Raw genomic sequence first — 15,233 nt, forward strand, 5'->3', positions numbered from 1 at the left:
CGCACCCACCCCAAACGACAACGTCGGCCTTCAAGACCACAACCGGGTCTCGAAGGCCGACGTCACGCACGGCCCCGAATAAACCAACAGCATCCTTCAGGAGTGCGGGGCCTCACGCGCTGCGCGGCCCGGAGGCCTCGCAGCACCCCTGGGGCCTCTCGTTCGGATCAGGCCGGCCCAGGGAGCGTGGCCTGATCCGAACGGAAGGTCCTAGCGCAGCCGTGCCATCAGCGCGTGCTCCACGAGCGTGATCAGCGCGCTCTTGGCGTCCGCCCGGTGCCGGGCGTCCGTGGTGAGAATCGGGGTGTCGGGGCCGATCTGGAGGGCTTCGCGGACTTCGTCGGGGGTGTAGGGCTGGTGTCCGTCGAAGCCGTTGAGGGCGATGACGAAGGGGAGTCCGCTGTTCTCGAAGTAGTCGACGGCGGGGAAGCAGTCGGCGAGGCGGCGGGTGTCGACGAGGACGACGGCGCCGATGGCGCCGCGGACCAGGTCGTCCCACATGAACCAGAAGCGGTCCTGTCCGGGCGTACCGAAGAGGTACAGGATCAGGTCCTGGTCCAGCGTGATGCGACCGAAGTCCATCGCCACCGTCGTGGTGGTCTTGTCCCCGGTGTGCGTCAGGTCGTCGATGCCCGCGGACGCGGACGTCATCACGGCTTCGGTGCGCAGCGGATTGATCTCCGAGACGGCACCGACGAACGTGGTCTTACCCACGCCGAAGCCCCCTGCCACCACGATCTTCGCCGAGGTAGTGGAGCGGGCCGCTCCGCCGCTAGAGCTTGCGAAGTCCACTGAGCACCCTTTCGAGCAGTGTCACATCTGGCTGGCCGCCGGCGGACTCGTCGCCGCCGGGCTGATGGATAGCGACGAGTCCGGCCTCTGCCAGGTCGGCTACGAGGATCCGGGCAACGCCGAGTGGAATCGAGAGCAGTGCCGAAATCTCGGCGACCGACTTGATCTCGAAGCACAGTCGGCAGATCCGCTGGTGCTCGGGCAACTGCCCTTGCAGCCGGGACGGATCGGCCGTGGTACTGACCAACGCCTCAATGGCGAGTTGGTAGCGCGGTCGCGTCCGGCCGCCGGTCATGGCGTACGGACGGACCAGCGGATTGTGTGCGGCAGGCTCGGCCGGTTCGACCGGTTCGGGGGCCTGCCGCGGTTGTACGGGCTGGATGCGGGGCGACTGGGGCGGGTCGTAGCGGTGCGGCCGCTGCGGAGGCCACCCGGAGCCCTGCTGGGCGCCCAGTGGCTGCTGCGGCTGCTGATAGGGCCGATACGGCTGCTGCGTGCCCTGCCTGCTGGGTGCCGAGGGGAAGTTGAACCGGTTGTCCCCGTGCTCACCCGGTACGTTCTGGCCACCGCTGTGCCAGTGTCCTTCTGGGGGTGTTGTCACGATTCCTCCTCCGCCTGCCGGTCCCGAACCCAGTAGGTCCGCGCCACCGCACTTTATGGCGCGGTGGCGCGAAACGCACTGTCTGCCTATTAGTTAAGAAGACTTCCTTGGAGCTCGGCGCGGAGGTCCGGGGTGAGGACGCCGCCCGCGCGGTCGACAAGAAGGGCCATTTCGTACCCCACCAGACCGATGTCGGCGTCCGGGTGGGCGAGCACGGCCAGCGAGGATCCGTCGGAGATGGACATGATGAAGAGGAATCCGCGCTCCATCTCCACCACCGTCTGATTCACGGCGCCGCCCTCGAAGATCCGGGAGGCGCCCGCGGTCAGCGAGGTCAGACCGGAGGCGACGGCCGCCAGCTGGTCGGCGCGGTCACGCGGAAATCCTTCGGACATGGCCAGCAGGAGTCCGTCGGCGGAGACCACCACCGTGTGCGACACCCCTGGGGTGTTGTCCACGAAGTTGGTGATCAACCAGTTCAGATTCTGCGCCGCCTGGCTCATCGGGCTCACACTAACGCTCCTGGTTGTAGGAATTACTTGTGTCCGAACCCGCGTTACGTCCCCGCAGCACGCCGCGCCGCAGGTTGCTCAACCTGCCGCGGACGTCCTCGGGGGCGCGGGAGACCTGAGGGCCGCCCTGCAACGTCTGCTCCGCCGTTCCCTCGACCAGATTGGCCTTGGGCACCCGCCGGGGAAGCCCGGACGGGGTGACCCCGCCCGCCTTGGGCTCCCGGAGCTTCTCGGCCCGCTCCCAGCGCTCGTCGTTCGTCGAACGCCAGTCGTCGGAGCCGTTCCCGTCCTGCTGTGCCGACGGCTGCTGCTGCGGCAGTTCCTCCTGCTGCTGCGGCTGCTGTCGCGAGGCTGCGGGCCCGTTGTTCCCGCGGCCGGTGGGCTGCCAGTGCTGCTGACCGCCCCGGCGCGGCAGACCGGCTTCGGTCAGCTCGTGGCCGGAGTTGGGGGTGGGCCCCTGACGGTCGAAGCCTACGCGTTCCTGCGGCTCGGCGGGGGCGCTCGGAGCAGATTCCGCTTCGACTTGCGTTGAAGGCTCGTACGCATCCTGATACGCGCCCTGATTCGCCCATTCGTCCTGGTGAGGCCGAGGGGTGAACTGTTCCTCGTGCAACGGCTGCGCGATCTCGCCCGTCGCATATGCCGCCTCCGCATAGCCATCCTGCGGGGTGTGGCCGGGCTGCTCGGCGAAGCCTGCGTCACCGCCGTAGGGGGCGAAGCCGCCCTCGTGCGGAGCCTGTTCGTACGGCTCCTGCCGCGGTTCCTGGGCGTACCCGTTAACGGCGTACCGGCTGTCGGCCGCCTGGTTCCCGGCGTAGGGGTCCTGCGCGAACTGAGGGCGCTCGCCCGTCGTCTGCGCCTCCAGCGCGGCCCGGCGCTCCTCGCGTACCAGCGACCGGCCCACCGGGTCGAGCTGCGCGGCGTCCACCGACGGCTGCTCGTAACGCGAGTCGTCGAAGCCGAGCTCCGCCGCCGTGCGTATCTGTGGCTGGGGCGCGGGCTGTTCGAAGCTCGGCTGCCGCGGAATGATCGAGGAGACGGTGAAGTCGTCCTGTGCGGAGGCCGGTTCGCCGCCGCCGCCGTGGGTGATGGCGTCCGGCAGCATGACCAGCGAGGTGGTGCCGGCCTGCTCGCCCGAGGGCCGCAGCTGGACCCGGATGCCGTGCCGGTCGGCGAGGCGGCCGACCACGAAGAGGCCCATGCGCTGCGACACCGCGGCGTCCACGGTCGGCGGGTTGGCCAGCCTGTGGTTGATGTCGGCGAAGTCCTCGGCGGTGAGACCGATGCCCTTGTCATGGATCTCGATCATCACCCGGCTGTCGGGCAGCCGGGTCGCCGTGACCCGCACCTTGGTCTGCGGCGAGGAGAACGTGGTGGCGTTCTCCAGCAGCTCGGCCAGCAGATGCACGAGGTCGGAGACGGACTGGCCGTGGATCTCGGTCTCCGGCACCCCGGACAGCTCGATGCGCTCGTACGACTCCACCTCGGAGGAGGCGGCCCGCAACACGTCGACCAGCGGCACCGGCTGGTTCCAGCGGCTGCCCGGTTCCTCGCCGGCCAGCACGAGGAGGTTCTCGCCGTTGCGCCGCATACGAGTGGCCAGGTGGTCCAGCCGGAAGAGGCTCTCCAGCTGGTCCGGGTCCGTCTCGTGGTTCTCCAGGGCGGTGAGGAGGCTCAGCTGGCCCTCGATCAGCGACTGGTTGCGACGCGACAGATTGGTGAAGATCGCGTTGACGTTGCCCCGCAGCATGGCCTGCTCGGCGGCCAGTCGCACCGCCTCGCGGTGCACCTGGTCGAAGGCGCGGGCGACCTCGCCGATCTCGTCACGGCTGTCGATCGGAATCGGCTGGACGCGGGTGTCGACCCGGCCCGGATCGGTCCGGGAGAGCTGGTCGACCAGCATCGGCAGCTGCTGCTCGGCGATCCCGAAGGCGGCGGTGCGCAGATGGCGCATCGAGCGGCTCATCTGCCGCGCCATCAGCCCGGCCAGCACGAAGGCGGCCAGCAGGGCCACGATCACCACGGCGGCGTTGATGAACGCGTCGTTCCGGGCGCTGGACGAGATGTCCGCGGCCTCGGTCACGGCCTTGTCGACGAGTTCGTCCTCGATCGTGGTGTAGCCGTCGAACTTGGCCGTGGCGGCGGCCATCCAGGTCTCGGGCGTGATGCCCTTGGCGGCCAGCTTCTGGGGGGACTTGCCCTGCCCGATCTCCTCGGCCATGCCGTCGAAGACCGAGCCGTCGACGCTGGGCGGCGCGACGAACGGGACCCCCGCCGCGTCGGCCTGCTGCCGGGCCTTCTTCAGCCTCTCCGTGCCCTCGGCCGACTTCTCGGCCATGACCTGCCTCAGCCGGGCCGCGTCGGCCTCCGTACCGCCGGAGACGAACTCGCCGAGCGCGATCTGCTCCAGATAGTTGTACGAGCCGAAGGCCTTGACCTGGGCGTCGAACTTGGCGCTCTCCTGGCTCGGACGCACCAGCAGGTGCATGCCGATGGAGCGCTGAAGCGATTCTGCAGCCTTGGCGAGCTCGATCGCGTAGACCGTACGGCCGTAGCTGGTGATGTTGCCGGTACCCAGCCCCAGCTCGTTGCAGAACTCCATCAGGGAGTGCTGCACCTGGACATAGCCCTCTTCCGTCTTCACCGGGTCCATGGCCTCGGCGTAGGCGGCCTTGCGCAGCTCGGGGAGTTTGGGCTCCTCCAGCCGGAACAGCTGAAGACGCCGCTCCAGGCCCTGCTTGCGCGGCAGGTCCTTCACCGCCGTGTCGAACTTGGCCGCAGCGGCGTCGGTGGTGGCCCGGACCCGGTTGACGACGGCGGCGTCCCGCTTGTTCGACAGCAGGGGCTGAGCGGTGAGGTCACGCTCATTGAGGAGCGCCTGGCCGTACGCGGAGGCCGCACGCACGACCAGCGCGGTCTTCTCGGCGTCCTGCGCCTCCCGCCAGGTGTCGATCGACCCCTTCACCTGGAAGCCGCCCATGACCAGGCCGACCAGCACCGGAATCAGGAGGATCGCGTTCAGCCGGGTGGGCACCCGCCAGTTGCGCGGGGCCAGCCGACTGGTGCTCCCCCTGGACTTCGCCGCTTCGGACACACCGGCAGGAGACGCCGCGGCGCGCGGCGGCGGGGTGAAGTTGCCCCGCTCCGACCGCGCCGCGGAGCCCGCGTTGCTTCGCCTCACTCGACCAACAACCTCTCGGCGTCGGCACCTACGCTGTGCCGTGTTTCGTTCAGGGCCGTACTACTCCGGAGTTCATCGAATTCCAGCACGGGGACCGGCCGCGTTCCAAACAGTCGGAACCAGCCATTCCGAGTGGTACATGCCTCAGATAAAACGGGCATAAAGAACGAGCCCCGTCAAAAGGCGGGGCTCATGTGAGCGCAGCGGCACCGATTGAACGCATCGGGTGCCGATCGCGGGGCAATTCTCTGTCGAAACGTTATGAATACGGGGGCGGATCGTGTCAAAGGACACAGGCCGCCCCCGTTTGGTTACGGCAACTGCCGTATGTCAATACAGACTTGTACCTACTTCAGCCGTGCCATCAGCGCGTGCTCCACGAGCGTGATGAGGCCGCTCTTGGCGTCCGCCCGGTGCCGGGCGTCCGTCGTGATGATCGGGGTGTCGGGGCCGATCTGGAGGGCTTCGCGGACTTCGTCGGGGGTGTAGGGCTGGTGTCCGTCGAAGCCGTTGAGGGCGATGACGAAGGGGAGTCCGCTGTTCTCGAAGTAGTCGACGGCGGGGAAGCAGTCGGCGAGGCGGCGGGTGTCGACGAGGACGACGGCGCCGATGGCGCCGCGGACCAGGTCGTCCCACATGAACCAGAAGCGGTCCTGTCCGGGCGTACCGAAGAGGTACAGGATCAGGTCCTGGTCCAGCGTGATGCGACCGAAGTCCATCGCGACGGTCGTCGTCGTCTTGCCACCGGTGTGCGTCAGGTCGTCGATGCCCGCGGACGCGGACGTCATCACGGCTTCCGTACGCAACGGGTTGATCTCCGAGACGGCACCGACGAACGTGGTCTTACCCACGCCGAAGCCCCCGGCCACCACGATCTTCGCCGAGGTGGTGGCCCGGGCAGCACCGCCACTAGAGCTTGCGAAGTCCACTGAGCACCCTTTCGAGCAGTGTCACATCCGGCGCGCCGCCGGTCTCTCCATTGCCCGGCTGGTGGATGGCCACCATGCCGGCTTCCGCCAGGTCCGCGACGAGGATCCGGGCCACACCCAGCGGCATCGACAGCAGCGCCGAGACCTCGGCCACCGACTTGACCTCACGGCAGAGGTGGCAGATCCGCTGGTGCTCCGGGAGCAGCGTCCCCAGATGCGCGGGGTCGGCCGTGGTCGAGACCAGCGCCTCTATCGCGAGCTGGTAGCGGGGCCGGGTCCGGCCGCCGGTCATGGCATACGGACGGACCAGCGGCTGGTCGCCTTCACCGTCGTACGACGCGTGGTGCAGTGCGCCGTACGGATCGGGTGAGGCGGGTGGCGGGGTCATGAATCCTCCGAGCGTGACAGCAGGGGGTCGGCTTGCCGTCTGAAGGGGGGCCGGTGGGGCTCGGTGCGGCCCGACGGGCGAGGGACGAGGGCGTTTCCTGGGGCGGTGGAGTCTGTCATCGGTCCGTGGCCGCCTAGTGGAGCAGGCTGCCTTGGAGCTCGGCGCGGAGGTCCGGGGTGAGGACGGTCCCCGCCCGGTCGACCAGGAGGGCCATTTCGTACCCCACCAGACCGATGTCGGCGTCCGGGTGGGCGAGCACGGCCAGCGAGGATCCGTCGGAGATGGACATCAGGAAGAGGAACCCGCGTTCCATCTCCACCACGGTCTGGCTGACGGCGCCGCCCTCGAAGATCCGGGAGGCGCCCGCGGTCAGCGAGGTCAGACCGGAGGCGACGGCCGCCAGCTGGTCGGCGCGGTCACGCGGAAATCCTTCGGACATGGCCAGCAGGAGTCCGTCGGCGGAGACCACCACCGTGTGCGACACCCCTGGGGTGTTGTCCACGAAGTTGGTGATCAACCAGTTCAGATTCTGCGCGGCCTGACTCATCGGGCTCAACTAACGCTCCTGCTGGTGAGTGGGGCCGAGTGGGAAACTGCCGGTCGACTGGCCGTTGTTGGCCTGCCGCCCCTGTTGGATGCCCCGGCGGAGATTGGTCAACCGCCCGCGTACATCGTCGGGCGCACGCGACACCTGAGGACCGGACTGGTGGTTCTGCTGCTGGGCGGTGCCCGGTACCAGGTTGGCGCGAGGTACCCGGCGAGGCAGTCCGGAGGTGGTGACTCCGCCTGCCGCGGGCTTCTTGACCCGCTCCGCCTGCCGTACGAGTTCGTCGTTCGGCGAGGGACGCCAGGAGCTTGTGGGGGAGCCCGGATCGCTCCCCCCGCGGCGCGGCTCGGCGGGAGCGGGACGCTCCTGGGCCGGCTGCTCGGGGAGCTCGGGCGCCTGCGGCTCGGCGGGCGGCTGCTGGCCGCCCTGCTGCGGGCCGTGGAACCAGTTCGTCTCCAGGTTGTCGTACAGCGGCGTACGGCCGTCCCCGGGGGCGGCCGCCGGCGGCAGCGCCTCGGGCTGCGGCTGCGACGGCAGGACCGGACGGTACTGCCCGTCACCGCCCGGCGCGGCGGGCGGACGCGGGGTACCGAAATCCCCGTTGTCGCGGTCGCGCTGACGCGGCGCCGGCAGGCCCTGGTCCTGCGCCTGCGGGGCCGGAGCCGAGAAGTCCGGGCGGGCGAACTGCGCGGTGCTCGCCGGGTCCTGCGACGACCGGTCCAGCGGGGTCTGCGGCTGCGGGGCCGGAGCCGAGAAGTCAGGGCGGGCAAATTCGGCGGTGGAGCCGGGGTCCTGCCGGTCGTCCATGGGCGGTCGCTGCGCGAACGGCGGGCTCATCGGCCGCTGGAACTGGCCGGTGGTCTCGGGCTCCTCGTGGCCGCGCGGGGCGTCCAGCGGGGTACGCCCCGGCGCGGACGGCTCGTCGGCGCCCCAGCTGGTGGTCTGCGAGCGCTGCGGCTGCGGGGTGCCGCCGGGCAGCTCGGCACGCGGACCGCCGACCGGGGGCAGCTGACGGCCGGGCCCGGCCGGGCCACCGGACTGCGGGAAGCCGCCCTGGCCGGCCGGGTTCTGCCGGGCCTGCTGCGGCTGCGGGGCCCCCCACGGAGCCGGGCCGTCCTGGTCGTTCCGGCCCTGCTCGCTCCGGTCCTGGTTCCGGTCCGGACGGTTCTGGGCGAACAGGTCGGGACGGCCCGAGTCCGTACGGCCCGTTCCGTCGCCCTGGCCGCGCGCACCGAGCCGGGCACCGTTGCCGAATGCCCCGGCGAGACCGCCGCCGTGGCGCTGCGGCTCCTGGCGCGGGTTGTCCTGCTGACCGGCATCGACCGGCCCGGCGGGCGGGAAGCCGGCGTTCTGCTGATGCTGCGGCCGACGGGGTCCGCCGTCGCGGGAGGGCAGCGCGGCGCGCGGACCGGAGCCGGCCCCGACCTGACCTCGCGCTGCGTCCGGGCCCGGGGCGAGCCGGCCGGCCGGGGCCGCCGGAGCGCCGCCGAGACCGGGACGGGAACCGTTGCCCGGACCCGTACCGCTGCCACCGCCGAGCACACCACCGGGGGCGGGCTGCTGTCCCGGCCCCTGCTTGGGAACCGGCTGCTTGCCGCCGTGCGCGACATCCACGGGCAGCATGACCAGCGCGGTCGTACCGCCGGAGTCGGAGGGCCGCAGCTGGATCCGGATGCCGTGACGCAGGGACAGCCGGCCGACCACGAACAGACCCATGCGCCGGGAGACCGAGACGTCCACGGTGGGCGGCGAGGCGAGCCGCTCGTTGATCGCCGCGAGGTCCTCGGGGGAGAGGCCGATACCGGTGTCGTGGATCTCGACCAGCACCCGCCCGTCGGGCAGCGCGTGGCCGGTGACCCGGACCTTCGTCTGCGGCGAGGAGAACGACGTGGCGTTCTCCAGCAGCTCGGCGAGCAGGTGCACGAGGTCGTTGACGACGCGGCCCGCGACCTCGGTGGCGGGCACCGCGGCCAGTTCGATGCGCTCGTACTGCTCCACCTCGGAGGCCGCGGCGCGGAGCACGTCGACCAGCGGGACGGGGCGGGTCCACCGGCGGCCCGGCTCCTCGCCCGCGAGGACGAGGAGGTTCTCGCCGTTACGGCGCATACGGGTCGCGAGGTGGTCGAGCTTGAAGAGCGAGGACAGCTGGTCCGGGTCCGCCTCGCGCGACTCCAGCTCGGAGATGAGTGACAGCTGACGCTGGATGAGGCCCTGGCTGCGGCGCGAGAGGTTGGTGAACATCGCGTTGACGTTGCCCCGCAGAAGGGCCTGCTCGGCGGCGAGGCGGACCGCTTCGCGGTGCACGTCGTCGAAGGCCGCGGCCACCTGGCCGATCTCGTCCCGGGAGTGCACACCGACCGACTCCACCGAAGTGTCGACGTCCTGCGGGTCGGCGTCGGAGAGCTGCTTGACGAGCTCGGGCAGCCGGTCCTGCGCAACGCGCGTAGCCGTGTCCTGGAGCCGCCGCAGCGAGCGGATCATCGACCGGGCGACGACGAAGGCACCGACCAGCGAGACACCGAGCACCAGCAGGATGAGCGCACCGCTGACGATCGCTTCGCGCTTCGACTCGTCGCGGAGCTCGCGGGCCTTGCCCTCCATGTCGCCGAGGAGGGTCTCCTCGATGGTCTTCATCGCCTGGATCTTGGTGGAGCTCTGGTCGTACCAGTCCAGGTACGAACGCCGCGCCGTGCCGGTCATGCCCGAAGGGCTGTCCAGCACCTTCTTCGCATAGGTGTTGGCGGCCTTGATCTCCGGGTTGCCGTCGTCCAGCGTGGCGGTCAGCTCTTCGGCGTTGTTGCCGGTGGCCGCGTAGACGGCGGCGAAGGAGCGGCGTGACGTGGTCTCCTTGCGCAGCGCGGCGCGGCCGAACTGCTGGTCGTTCTTGTCGAGGTGCGGCTGCTTGTCGTTGCCGGCGGGCAGCGCCGCGGCGATGATCGCCCGCTGGACCGAGGCGTACTCCTTGGCGGAGGAGAAGGCCGCCAGCGCCCGGGTCCGCTTGATCATCTCCGAGTTGCTCGTCGCCTGCGCCATGTCCTGCGAGAGGCTCAGCAGCGAGGTGATCAGCTGGCTGTACTGGTCGACGGTCTGGAGACTCGGGGTGTTCTTGGCGTACGCCGTCTTGCGGATCTCGCGGATCTCGGTCAGCTGGCTGGCGATCTGCTGGACGCTCGAGTAGATGCCTTCGAGGGCCTCGTCGCCGGTGGGGTCGCCGATCGAGTTCGTGCCGTCGAGGAAGGCCGTCTTCGCCCGGTCGGTCTTCTTGCGGGGCTCGGTGACCTTGAAGTCGTCGGCCTTCGCCCCGTTGGCCAGCGGACCGGCCGAGCGGTCGCGCTCCTCCTGGAGCGCCTGGGCGAGCGTGGTCGCCTGCTTGGTCATCCTGGTCAGCAGCTGCATGTGATCCAGCTGCTGCATGTCGTTCATGGAGTCGTTGATCCGCAGTCCGCCCAGCGTGGTCGCGGCGACCACGGGAAGGGCGAGCAGGGAGACCAGACGCGTGCTGATGCGCCAGTTGCGCAGCGCCATCCGCGAGCCCGTGCTGACGGAGCCCCGGGGCTTGAGCGACGAGATGGGGTCGGTGCTGCTGGACGTCGTGGCACCGGGGCCCCGGTCGTGGTCGCCGCTGTCGCCGGCCGGGGCCGGTCCGGGGTTCTGGGCGTGCTGGGGCGAGGAACCGCGGTCGGTCCCGCCGTGCGGCTCCTGTTCCGCCGCAGCGCTGCCATCCCTCTTGAAACGTCCCTGCACTAGCGTCGCAACCTCTGGACCAGGCGTCCCTCCGCGCGAAGCGGGTGGGACGGTGTCGGCGTCGTGGGACGTTCTTTCCGCCCCATGGTGGTCGTGAGTGACCGGCGCTCTTCCCCTTCCCGCCGCCACTCGGCGCTGTGTTGCGCCCCTGCGCGCCGGCACCTGAAACCTGCGGCGGTTCGTGGAATTCCAGCACAGTGCCGGATCTCCAACAAGGGCCCCGCGTCCGGCCGTGACTCGGGTGACGCGTTGTGATGAATGAGTAACAAGCCGTGGAGTGTGTTCGCGGGCAAAGTGGATCATTGCGGGTGAATCGGCGGAGAGGGAAGGGTGTCCCAGTCGACATGATCAGGAGCGGAATGGCTGATTCAGTGCCGTAATGTCTGTTTCTGATGAGGCGATCGGGCGCCTGAAATGCGCTAATTGTCGACACAGTCGTGAGCAAACTCACATGATGATCGCCGTCTCATCCTGGCTTCCGAAGGGAATTGGATGTTTAGCCTGAGGCTTTACAGGGATGGCAAATCCGACAACCGGCGCCCCTCCGGGCCGCGCCCGTACCGACAGGGTCCGAACGGCAGATGAAGACGACGATGATGTTCCGCAACATTGCCAACCCCCGGCGCACCACGCTGGCGCACCTCGGGGGCGCCGACGAGCTGCGGACGCCGGAGTTGCCGGAGCACGCCGTCGACCTGCCCAACCAGACGGCCAACCCCCGCCGCACCATCCTCATGGAAGTCCCGGTCACCGCCGCGGCCCCGGAGTAACGCGCGCGTCGTCCCCCCTCGCCCGCGTTAGCCTGGAGCGTCAGTCTTCCAGCCAGCAAGTGAGGGGCGACAGCATCCCGTGCGCATCGCCAGGTTCTCCATCGACGGCAATGTCGCCTTCGGCGCCGTCGAGGGCGACGGGCCCGATGGTCTCGTCCTCGACATCATCAAGGGCATTCCGTACGCCGAGTTCGAGCTCTCCGGGACCAAGGTCCCGCTGAGCAAGGTCCGCCTCCTGCCGCCCGTGCTCCCCAACAAGGTCGTGGGCATCGGCCGCAATTACGCGGAGCACGCCGCGGAACTCGGCAACGAGGTACCGGACGTCCCCGTCGCCTTCTTCAAGCCCACCACCTCGGTGATCGGCTCCGGCGACGCGATCGAGTACCCCTCCTTCTCCCAAGAGCTCCACCACGAGGCCGAACTGGCCGTGGTCATCGGCCGCATGTGCCGCGAAGTGCCGCGTGAGCGCGTGAAGGACGTCATCTTCGGCTACACCTGCGCCAATGACGTCACCGCCCGCGATGCCCAGAAGCGCGAGAAGCAGTGGGCCCGGGCCAAGGGCTTCGACACGTCCTGCCCGCTCGGCCCCTGGGTGGAGACCGACCTCGACCCCGGAGACCTGACCATTCAGGCCACGGTCAACGGCGAGCAACGCCAACTCGGCCGTACGAGCGACATGATTCGCTCCATCGAGGATCTGGTCGTCCACATCACGGAAGCCATGACGCTGCTCCCGGGCGATGTGATCCTCACCGGCACCCCCGCAGGGGTCGGACCCCTCCATGTCGGCGACGAGGTCGCCGTCACCATCGAAGGCATCGGCACTCTCACCAACAAGGTGATCAAGCGTGGTTAACGCACCCTCTCCCAAGCTCCCGGACCCGCTCGGCCAGGCGGCAACCCCCCGCGTACGTTTCTGCCCCTCCCCGACCGGCAACCCCCACGTGGGCCTGGTCCGCACCGCCCTCTTCAACTGGGCCTTCGCCCGGCACCACGGCGGCACCCTGGTCTTCCGCATCGAGGACACCGACGCCGCCCGCGACTCCGAGGAGTCCTACAACCAGCTCCTGGACTCGATGCGCTGGCTCGGCTTCGACTGGGACGAGGGCCCCGAGGTCGGCGGCCCGCACGCCCCGTACCGCCAGTCGCAGCGCATGGACATCTACCAGGACGTCGCCGAGAAGCTCCTCGCCGGCGGGTACGCGTACCACTGCTACTGCACCACCGAGGAGCTCGACGCCCGCCGCGACGCCGCCCGCGCCGCCGGCAAGCCGTCCGGCTACGACGGTCACTGCCGCGATCTGACGGCCGAGCAGACCGCCGCGTACGAGAACGAGGGCCGCACCTCCATCGTCCGCTTCCGGATGCCCGACGAGGCGCTCACCTTCACCGACCTGGTCCGCGGTGAGCTGACCTTCCAGCCGGAGAACGTGCCGGACTACGGCATCGTCCGCGCCAACGGCGCCCCGCTCTACACACTGGTCAATCCGGTCGACGACGCGCTGATGGAGATCACCCACGTCCTGCGCGGCGAGGACCTGCTCTCCTCCACCCCGCGCCAGCTCGCCCTCTACAAGGCGCTCATCGAGCTGGGCATCGCCAAGGCCACCCCGGCCTTCGGCCACCTTCCGTACGTCATGGGCGAGGGCAACAAGAAGCTCTCCAAGCGCGACCCGCAGGCCTCGCTCAACCTCTACCGCGAGCGCGGCTTCCTGCCCGAGGGGCTGCTCAACTACCTCTCCCTGCTCGGCTGGTCGATCGCCGAGGACCGCGACATCTTCTCCATCGAGGAGATGGTGGCCGCGTTCGACATCAAGGACGTCAACGCCAACCCGGCGCGCTTCGACCTGAAGAAGTGCGAGCACATCAACGCCGAGCACATCCGCAAGCTCGACGTGAAGACCTTCACCGAGGCGTGCGGCCCCTGGCTGAAGGCCCCGTTCGCCCCGTGGGCCCCGGAGTCCTTCGACGCGGAGCGGTTCGCCGCGATCGCCCCGCACGCGCAGACCCGTGTCACCGTCCTCTCCGACATCACGGCCAACGTGGACTTCCTCTTCCTGGACGCGCCGGTGGAGGACGAGGCGTCCTGGAACAAGGCGATGAAGGAGGGCTCCGACGCCCTGCTCGTCACGGCCCGCGCCAAGCTGGCCGCCGCCGAGTGGAACACGGACGCCCTGAAGAACGCCGTCCTCACCGCGGGCGAGGAGCACGGCCTGAAGCTCGGCAAGGCCCAGGCCCCGGTCCGCGTCGCGGTCACCGGCCGCACGATCGGCCTGCCGCTCTTCGAGTCCCTGGAGATCCTGGGCCGCGAGAAGACCCTGGCCCGCATCGACGCGGCGCTGGCCAGGCTGACCGCGTAGCCGTCGTACGTACGCCGGAGGCCGGGGTTCCCACGGGAAAGCCCCGGCCTCCGGCCGTTCACGACACCTGCGGCACCCCGCGCGGGCCGGCCCGCTGCCCGGGGATGACGGCCCCGGCTTCCCACGCGCTTTGACGTGATACTCGTCGCAACCCGGGCCAGCCTGTCCGCTCTGGTCGCATCGATCAAGGAGAACGAGGATCCTCGGGCGAGGCCACCGTTTCGGCGAGGAAGATCTCTTCCAGGCAAGCCAGGTTGTCTTCGGTGATCTGCTCGTTGGAAACAGCTGAGTGCCGCACAGTTGGACTTCATCACGCTGATCATCGACGTGGTCGCCAAGCGTGGTGTGCTCGACGTCGGAGACCTGTACGAAGTCGGCAGCCCCTTCCATGACCGCGTGCCCGGCGGCCCGGATGATCTGTTCTCCCCCGCCGGAGGAGATCGACGGCCTGAAGATCGTGTTCATCGGTCTGCTGGCCACCGCAAAGCCCACCATGCTCGCCGCGTAGGAATCTAGGCTGGGCCGCATGACGATCCGCGCCGTCCTCTGGGACATCGACGACACGATCTTCGACTACACGGGCGCCGACCGCATCGGCATGCGCAAGCACCTCGGACAGGAGGGCCTGCCCGACGGATACGACTCCGTCGAGCAGGCCCTCGTCGCGTGGCGGGCGATCACCGATGTGCACTGGGCGCGGTTCGCCGACGGTAAGACGGACTTCCAGGGGCAGCGCCGGGACCGGGTGCGGGAGTTCGTCTCGCGGGCGCTGGGCGACGCCGAGGCCGACGACTGGTTTGCTCGGCACGTGGCCCATTACGAGACCGCCTGGTCACTCTTTCCCGATGTGCTGCCCGCTCTGGACCTGCTGGCGGACGGGTTCCGGCACGCGGTGCTGTCGAATTCCAGCATCCACAACCAGGACCGCAAGCTGCGCACGCTCGGTGTGCGGGACCGGTTCGAGGCCGTGGTGTGCGCCGTGGAGCTGGGCATCTCCAAGCCGGAGGCCGGTGCCTTCCACGCCGCCTGCGACGTCCTGGCGCTGGAGCCGGGGGAGGTCGCGTACGTGGGGGACGAGCCGGACATCGATGCGGGTGGCGCGGTCGCCGCGGGGCTGATGGGGATCTGGCTGGACCGGGGCGACCGCGGCGGACGGCCGGAACTCGTCCGTATCGGCGGGCTCGACGAGTTGCCCGGCCTGCTGGCGGGCAATACCCGTTTTGGAGCGCCGGACACCTTCGGGTAATGTTCTTCCTGCGCCGCCCGAGCGGAACGAAAGATCCGAACGGGAAGCGCAAACCGAACAAAATCCCTTCTAGGGGTTGAGTTTTGGTGGGCTATGGTGTAATTGGCAACACTACGGTTTCTGGTACCGTCATTCTAGGTTCGAGTCCTGGTAGCCCAGCGCA

At 69.4% G+C, this 15,233-nt stretch carries 12 protein-coding genes and 1 tRNA gene; 5 read left to right on the forward strand and 8 right to left on the reverse strand.

The window, feature by feature from the left end:
- Positions 1-210: 210 nt before the first annotated feature.
- From ACF08M_RS20645 to ACF08M_RS20680, 8 genes are all read right to left on the reverse strand, one after another.
- Complete coding sequence (locus tag ACF08M_RS20645) at positions 211-792, reverse strand: ATP/GTP-binding protein (RefSeq protein ID WP_014048542.1); 582 nt, start codon at positions 790-792, stop codon at positions 211-213.
- A complete protein-coding gene (locus ACF08M_RS20650) occupies positions 773-1,393 on the reverse strand; it encodes a DUF742 domain-containing protein (protein ID WP_392186708.1) in 621 nt (206 codons plus the stop codon). Before ACF08M_RS20650 ends, ACF08M_RS20645 begins: the two co-directional genes overlap by 20 nt.
- A gap of 89 nt (positions 1,394-1,482) precedes the next feature.
- The gene (locus ACF08M_RS20655) at positions 1,483-1,896 is read right to left on the reverse strand and encodes a roadblock/LC7 domain-containing protein (RefSeq protein ID WP_073771622.1); all 414 of its coding nucleotides are present in this window, start codon (positions 1,894-1,896) and stop codon (positions 1,483-1,485) included.
- Between the two features lie 10 nt (positions 1,897-1,906).
- Positions 1,907-5,086, reverse strand: a complete 3,180-nt coding sequence (locus ACF08M_RS20660; RefSeq protein WP_392186709.1) for a nitrate- and nitrite sensing domain-containing protein — start codon at positions 5,084-5,086, stop codon at positions 1,907-1,909.
- A gap of 347 nt (positions 5,087-5,433) precedes the next feature.
- Positions 5,434-6,015 carry an ATP/GTP-binding protein gene (locus ACF08M_RS20665; RefSeq protein WP_072487286.1) on the reverse strand — a complete coding sequence of 194 codons (582 nt, stop codon included), beginning with the start codon at positions 6,013-6,015 and terminating at the stop codon, positions 5,434-5,436.
- Complete coding sequence (locus tag ACF08M_RS20670) at positions 5,996-6,403, reverse strand: DUF742 domain-containing protein (RefSeq protein WP_072487285.1); 408 nt, start codon at positions 6,401-6,403, stop codon at positions 5,996-5,998. The genes ACF08M_RS20665 and ACF08M_RS20670 overlap by 20 nt, the downstream gene beginning before the upstream one ends.
- Before the next feature lie 133 nt (positions 6,404-6,536).
- Positions 6,537-6,959, reverse strand: a complete 423-nt coding sequence (locus ACF08M_RS20675) for a roadblock/LC7 domain-containing protein (RefSeq protein ID WP_003966009.1) — start codon at positions 6,957-6,959, stop codon at positions 6,537-6,539.
- On the reverse strand, positions 6,960-10,694 hold the full coding sequence (locus tag ACF08M_RS20680; RefSeq protein ID WP_392186710.1) for a nitrate- and nitrite sensing domain-containing protein: 3,735 nt from the start codon (positions 10,692-10,694) through the stop codon (positions 6,960-6,962).
- Between the two features lie 581 nt (positions 10,695-11,275).
- Here ACF08M_RS20680 and ACF08M_RS20685 point away from each other — a divergent pair.
- The 5 genes from ACF08M_RS20685 (at position 11,276) to ACF08M_RS20705 (ending at position 15,229) form a co-directional block, all read left to right on the forward strand.
- Entirely contained in the window at positions 11,276-11,464 is a 189-nt protein-coding gene (locus ACF08M_RS20685) for a hypothetical protein (RefSeq protein ID WP_392186711.1), read from the forward strand.
- Between the two features lie 79 nt (positions 11,465-11,543).
- Positions 11,544-12,320, forward strand: coding sequence for a fumarylacetoacetate hydrolase family protein (locus ACF08M_RS20690; RefSeq protein ID WP_392186712.1), 777 nt, complete (start codon positions 11,544-11,546; stop codon positions 12,318-12,320).
- Positions 12,313-13,824, forward strand: coding sequence for a glutamate--tRNA ligase (gene gltX / locus ACF08M_RS20695; protein ID WP_392186713.1), 1,512 nt, complete (start codon positions 12,313-12,315; stop codon positions 13,822-13,824). Before ACF08M_RS20690 ends, gltX begins: the two co-directional genes overlap by 8 nt.
- A gap of 526 nt (positions 13,825-14,350) precedes the next feature.
- Entirely contained in the window at positions 14,351-15,070 is a 720-nt protein-coding gene (locus ACF08M_RS20700; protein ID WP_392186714.1) for an HAD family hydrolase, read from the forward strand.
- An 87-nt stretch (positions 15,071-15,157) separates the two neighbouring features.
- Positions 15,158-15,229, forward strand: a tRNA-Gln gene (locus ACF08M_RS20705).
- Positions 15,230-15,233: the final 4 nt, after the last annotated feature.

The organism is Streptomyces sp. NPDC015032, from assembly GCF_043080425.1.
Taxonomy (GTDB): Bacteria; Actinomycetota; Actinomycetes; order Streptomycetales; family Streptomycetaceae; genus Streptomyces.

Excerpts from the sequence above, each read along its gene's own strand:
- ACF08M_RS20655 (WP_073771622.1), bottom strand. The coding sequence starts at position 1,896 with ATGAGCCAGGCGGCGCAGAATCTGAACTGGTTGATCACCAACTTCGTG.
- ACF08M_RS20700 (WP_392186714.1), top strand. The coding sequence starts at position 14,351 with ATGACGATCCGCGCCGTCCTCTGGGACATCGACGACACGATCTTCGAC.
- ACF08M_RS20685 (WP_392186711.1), top strand. The coding sequence starts at position 11,276 with ATGAAGACGACGATGATGTTCCGCAACATTGCCAACCCCCGGCGCACC.
- ACF08M_RS20670 (WP_072487285.1), bottom strand. The coding sequence starts at position 6,403 with ATGACCCCGCCACCCGCCTCACCCGATCCGTACGGCGCACTGCACCAC.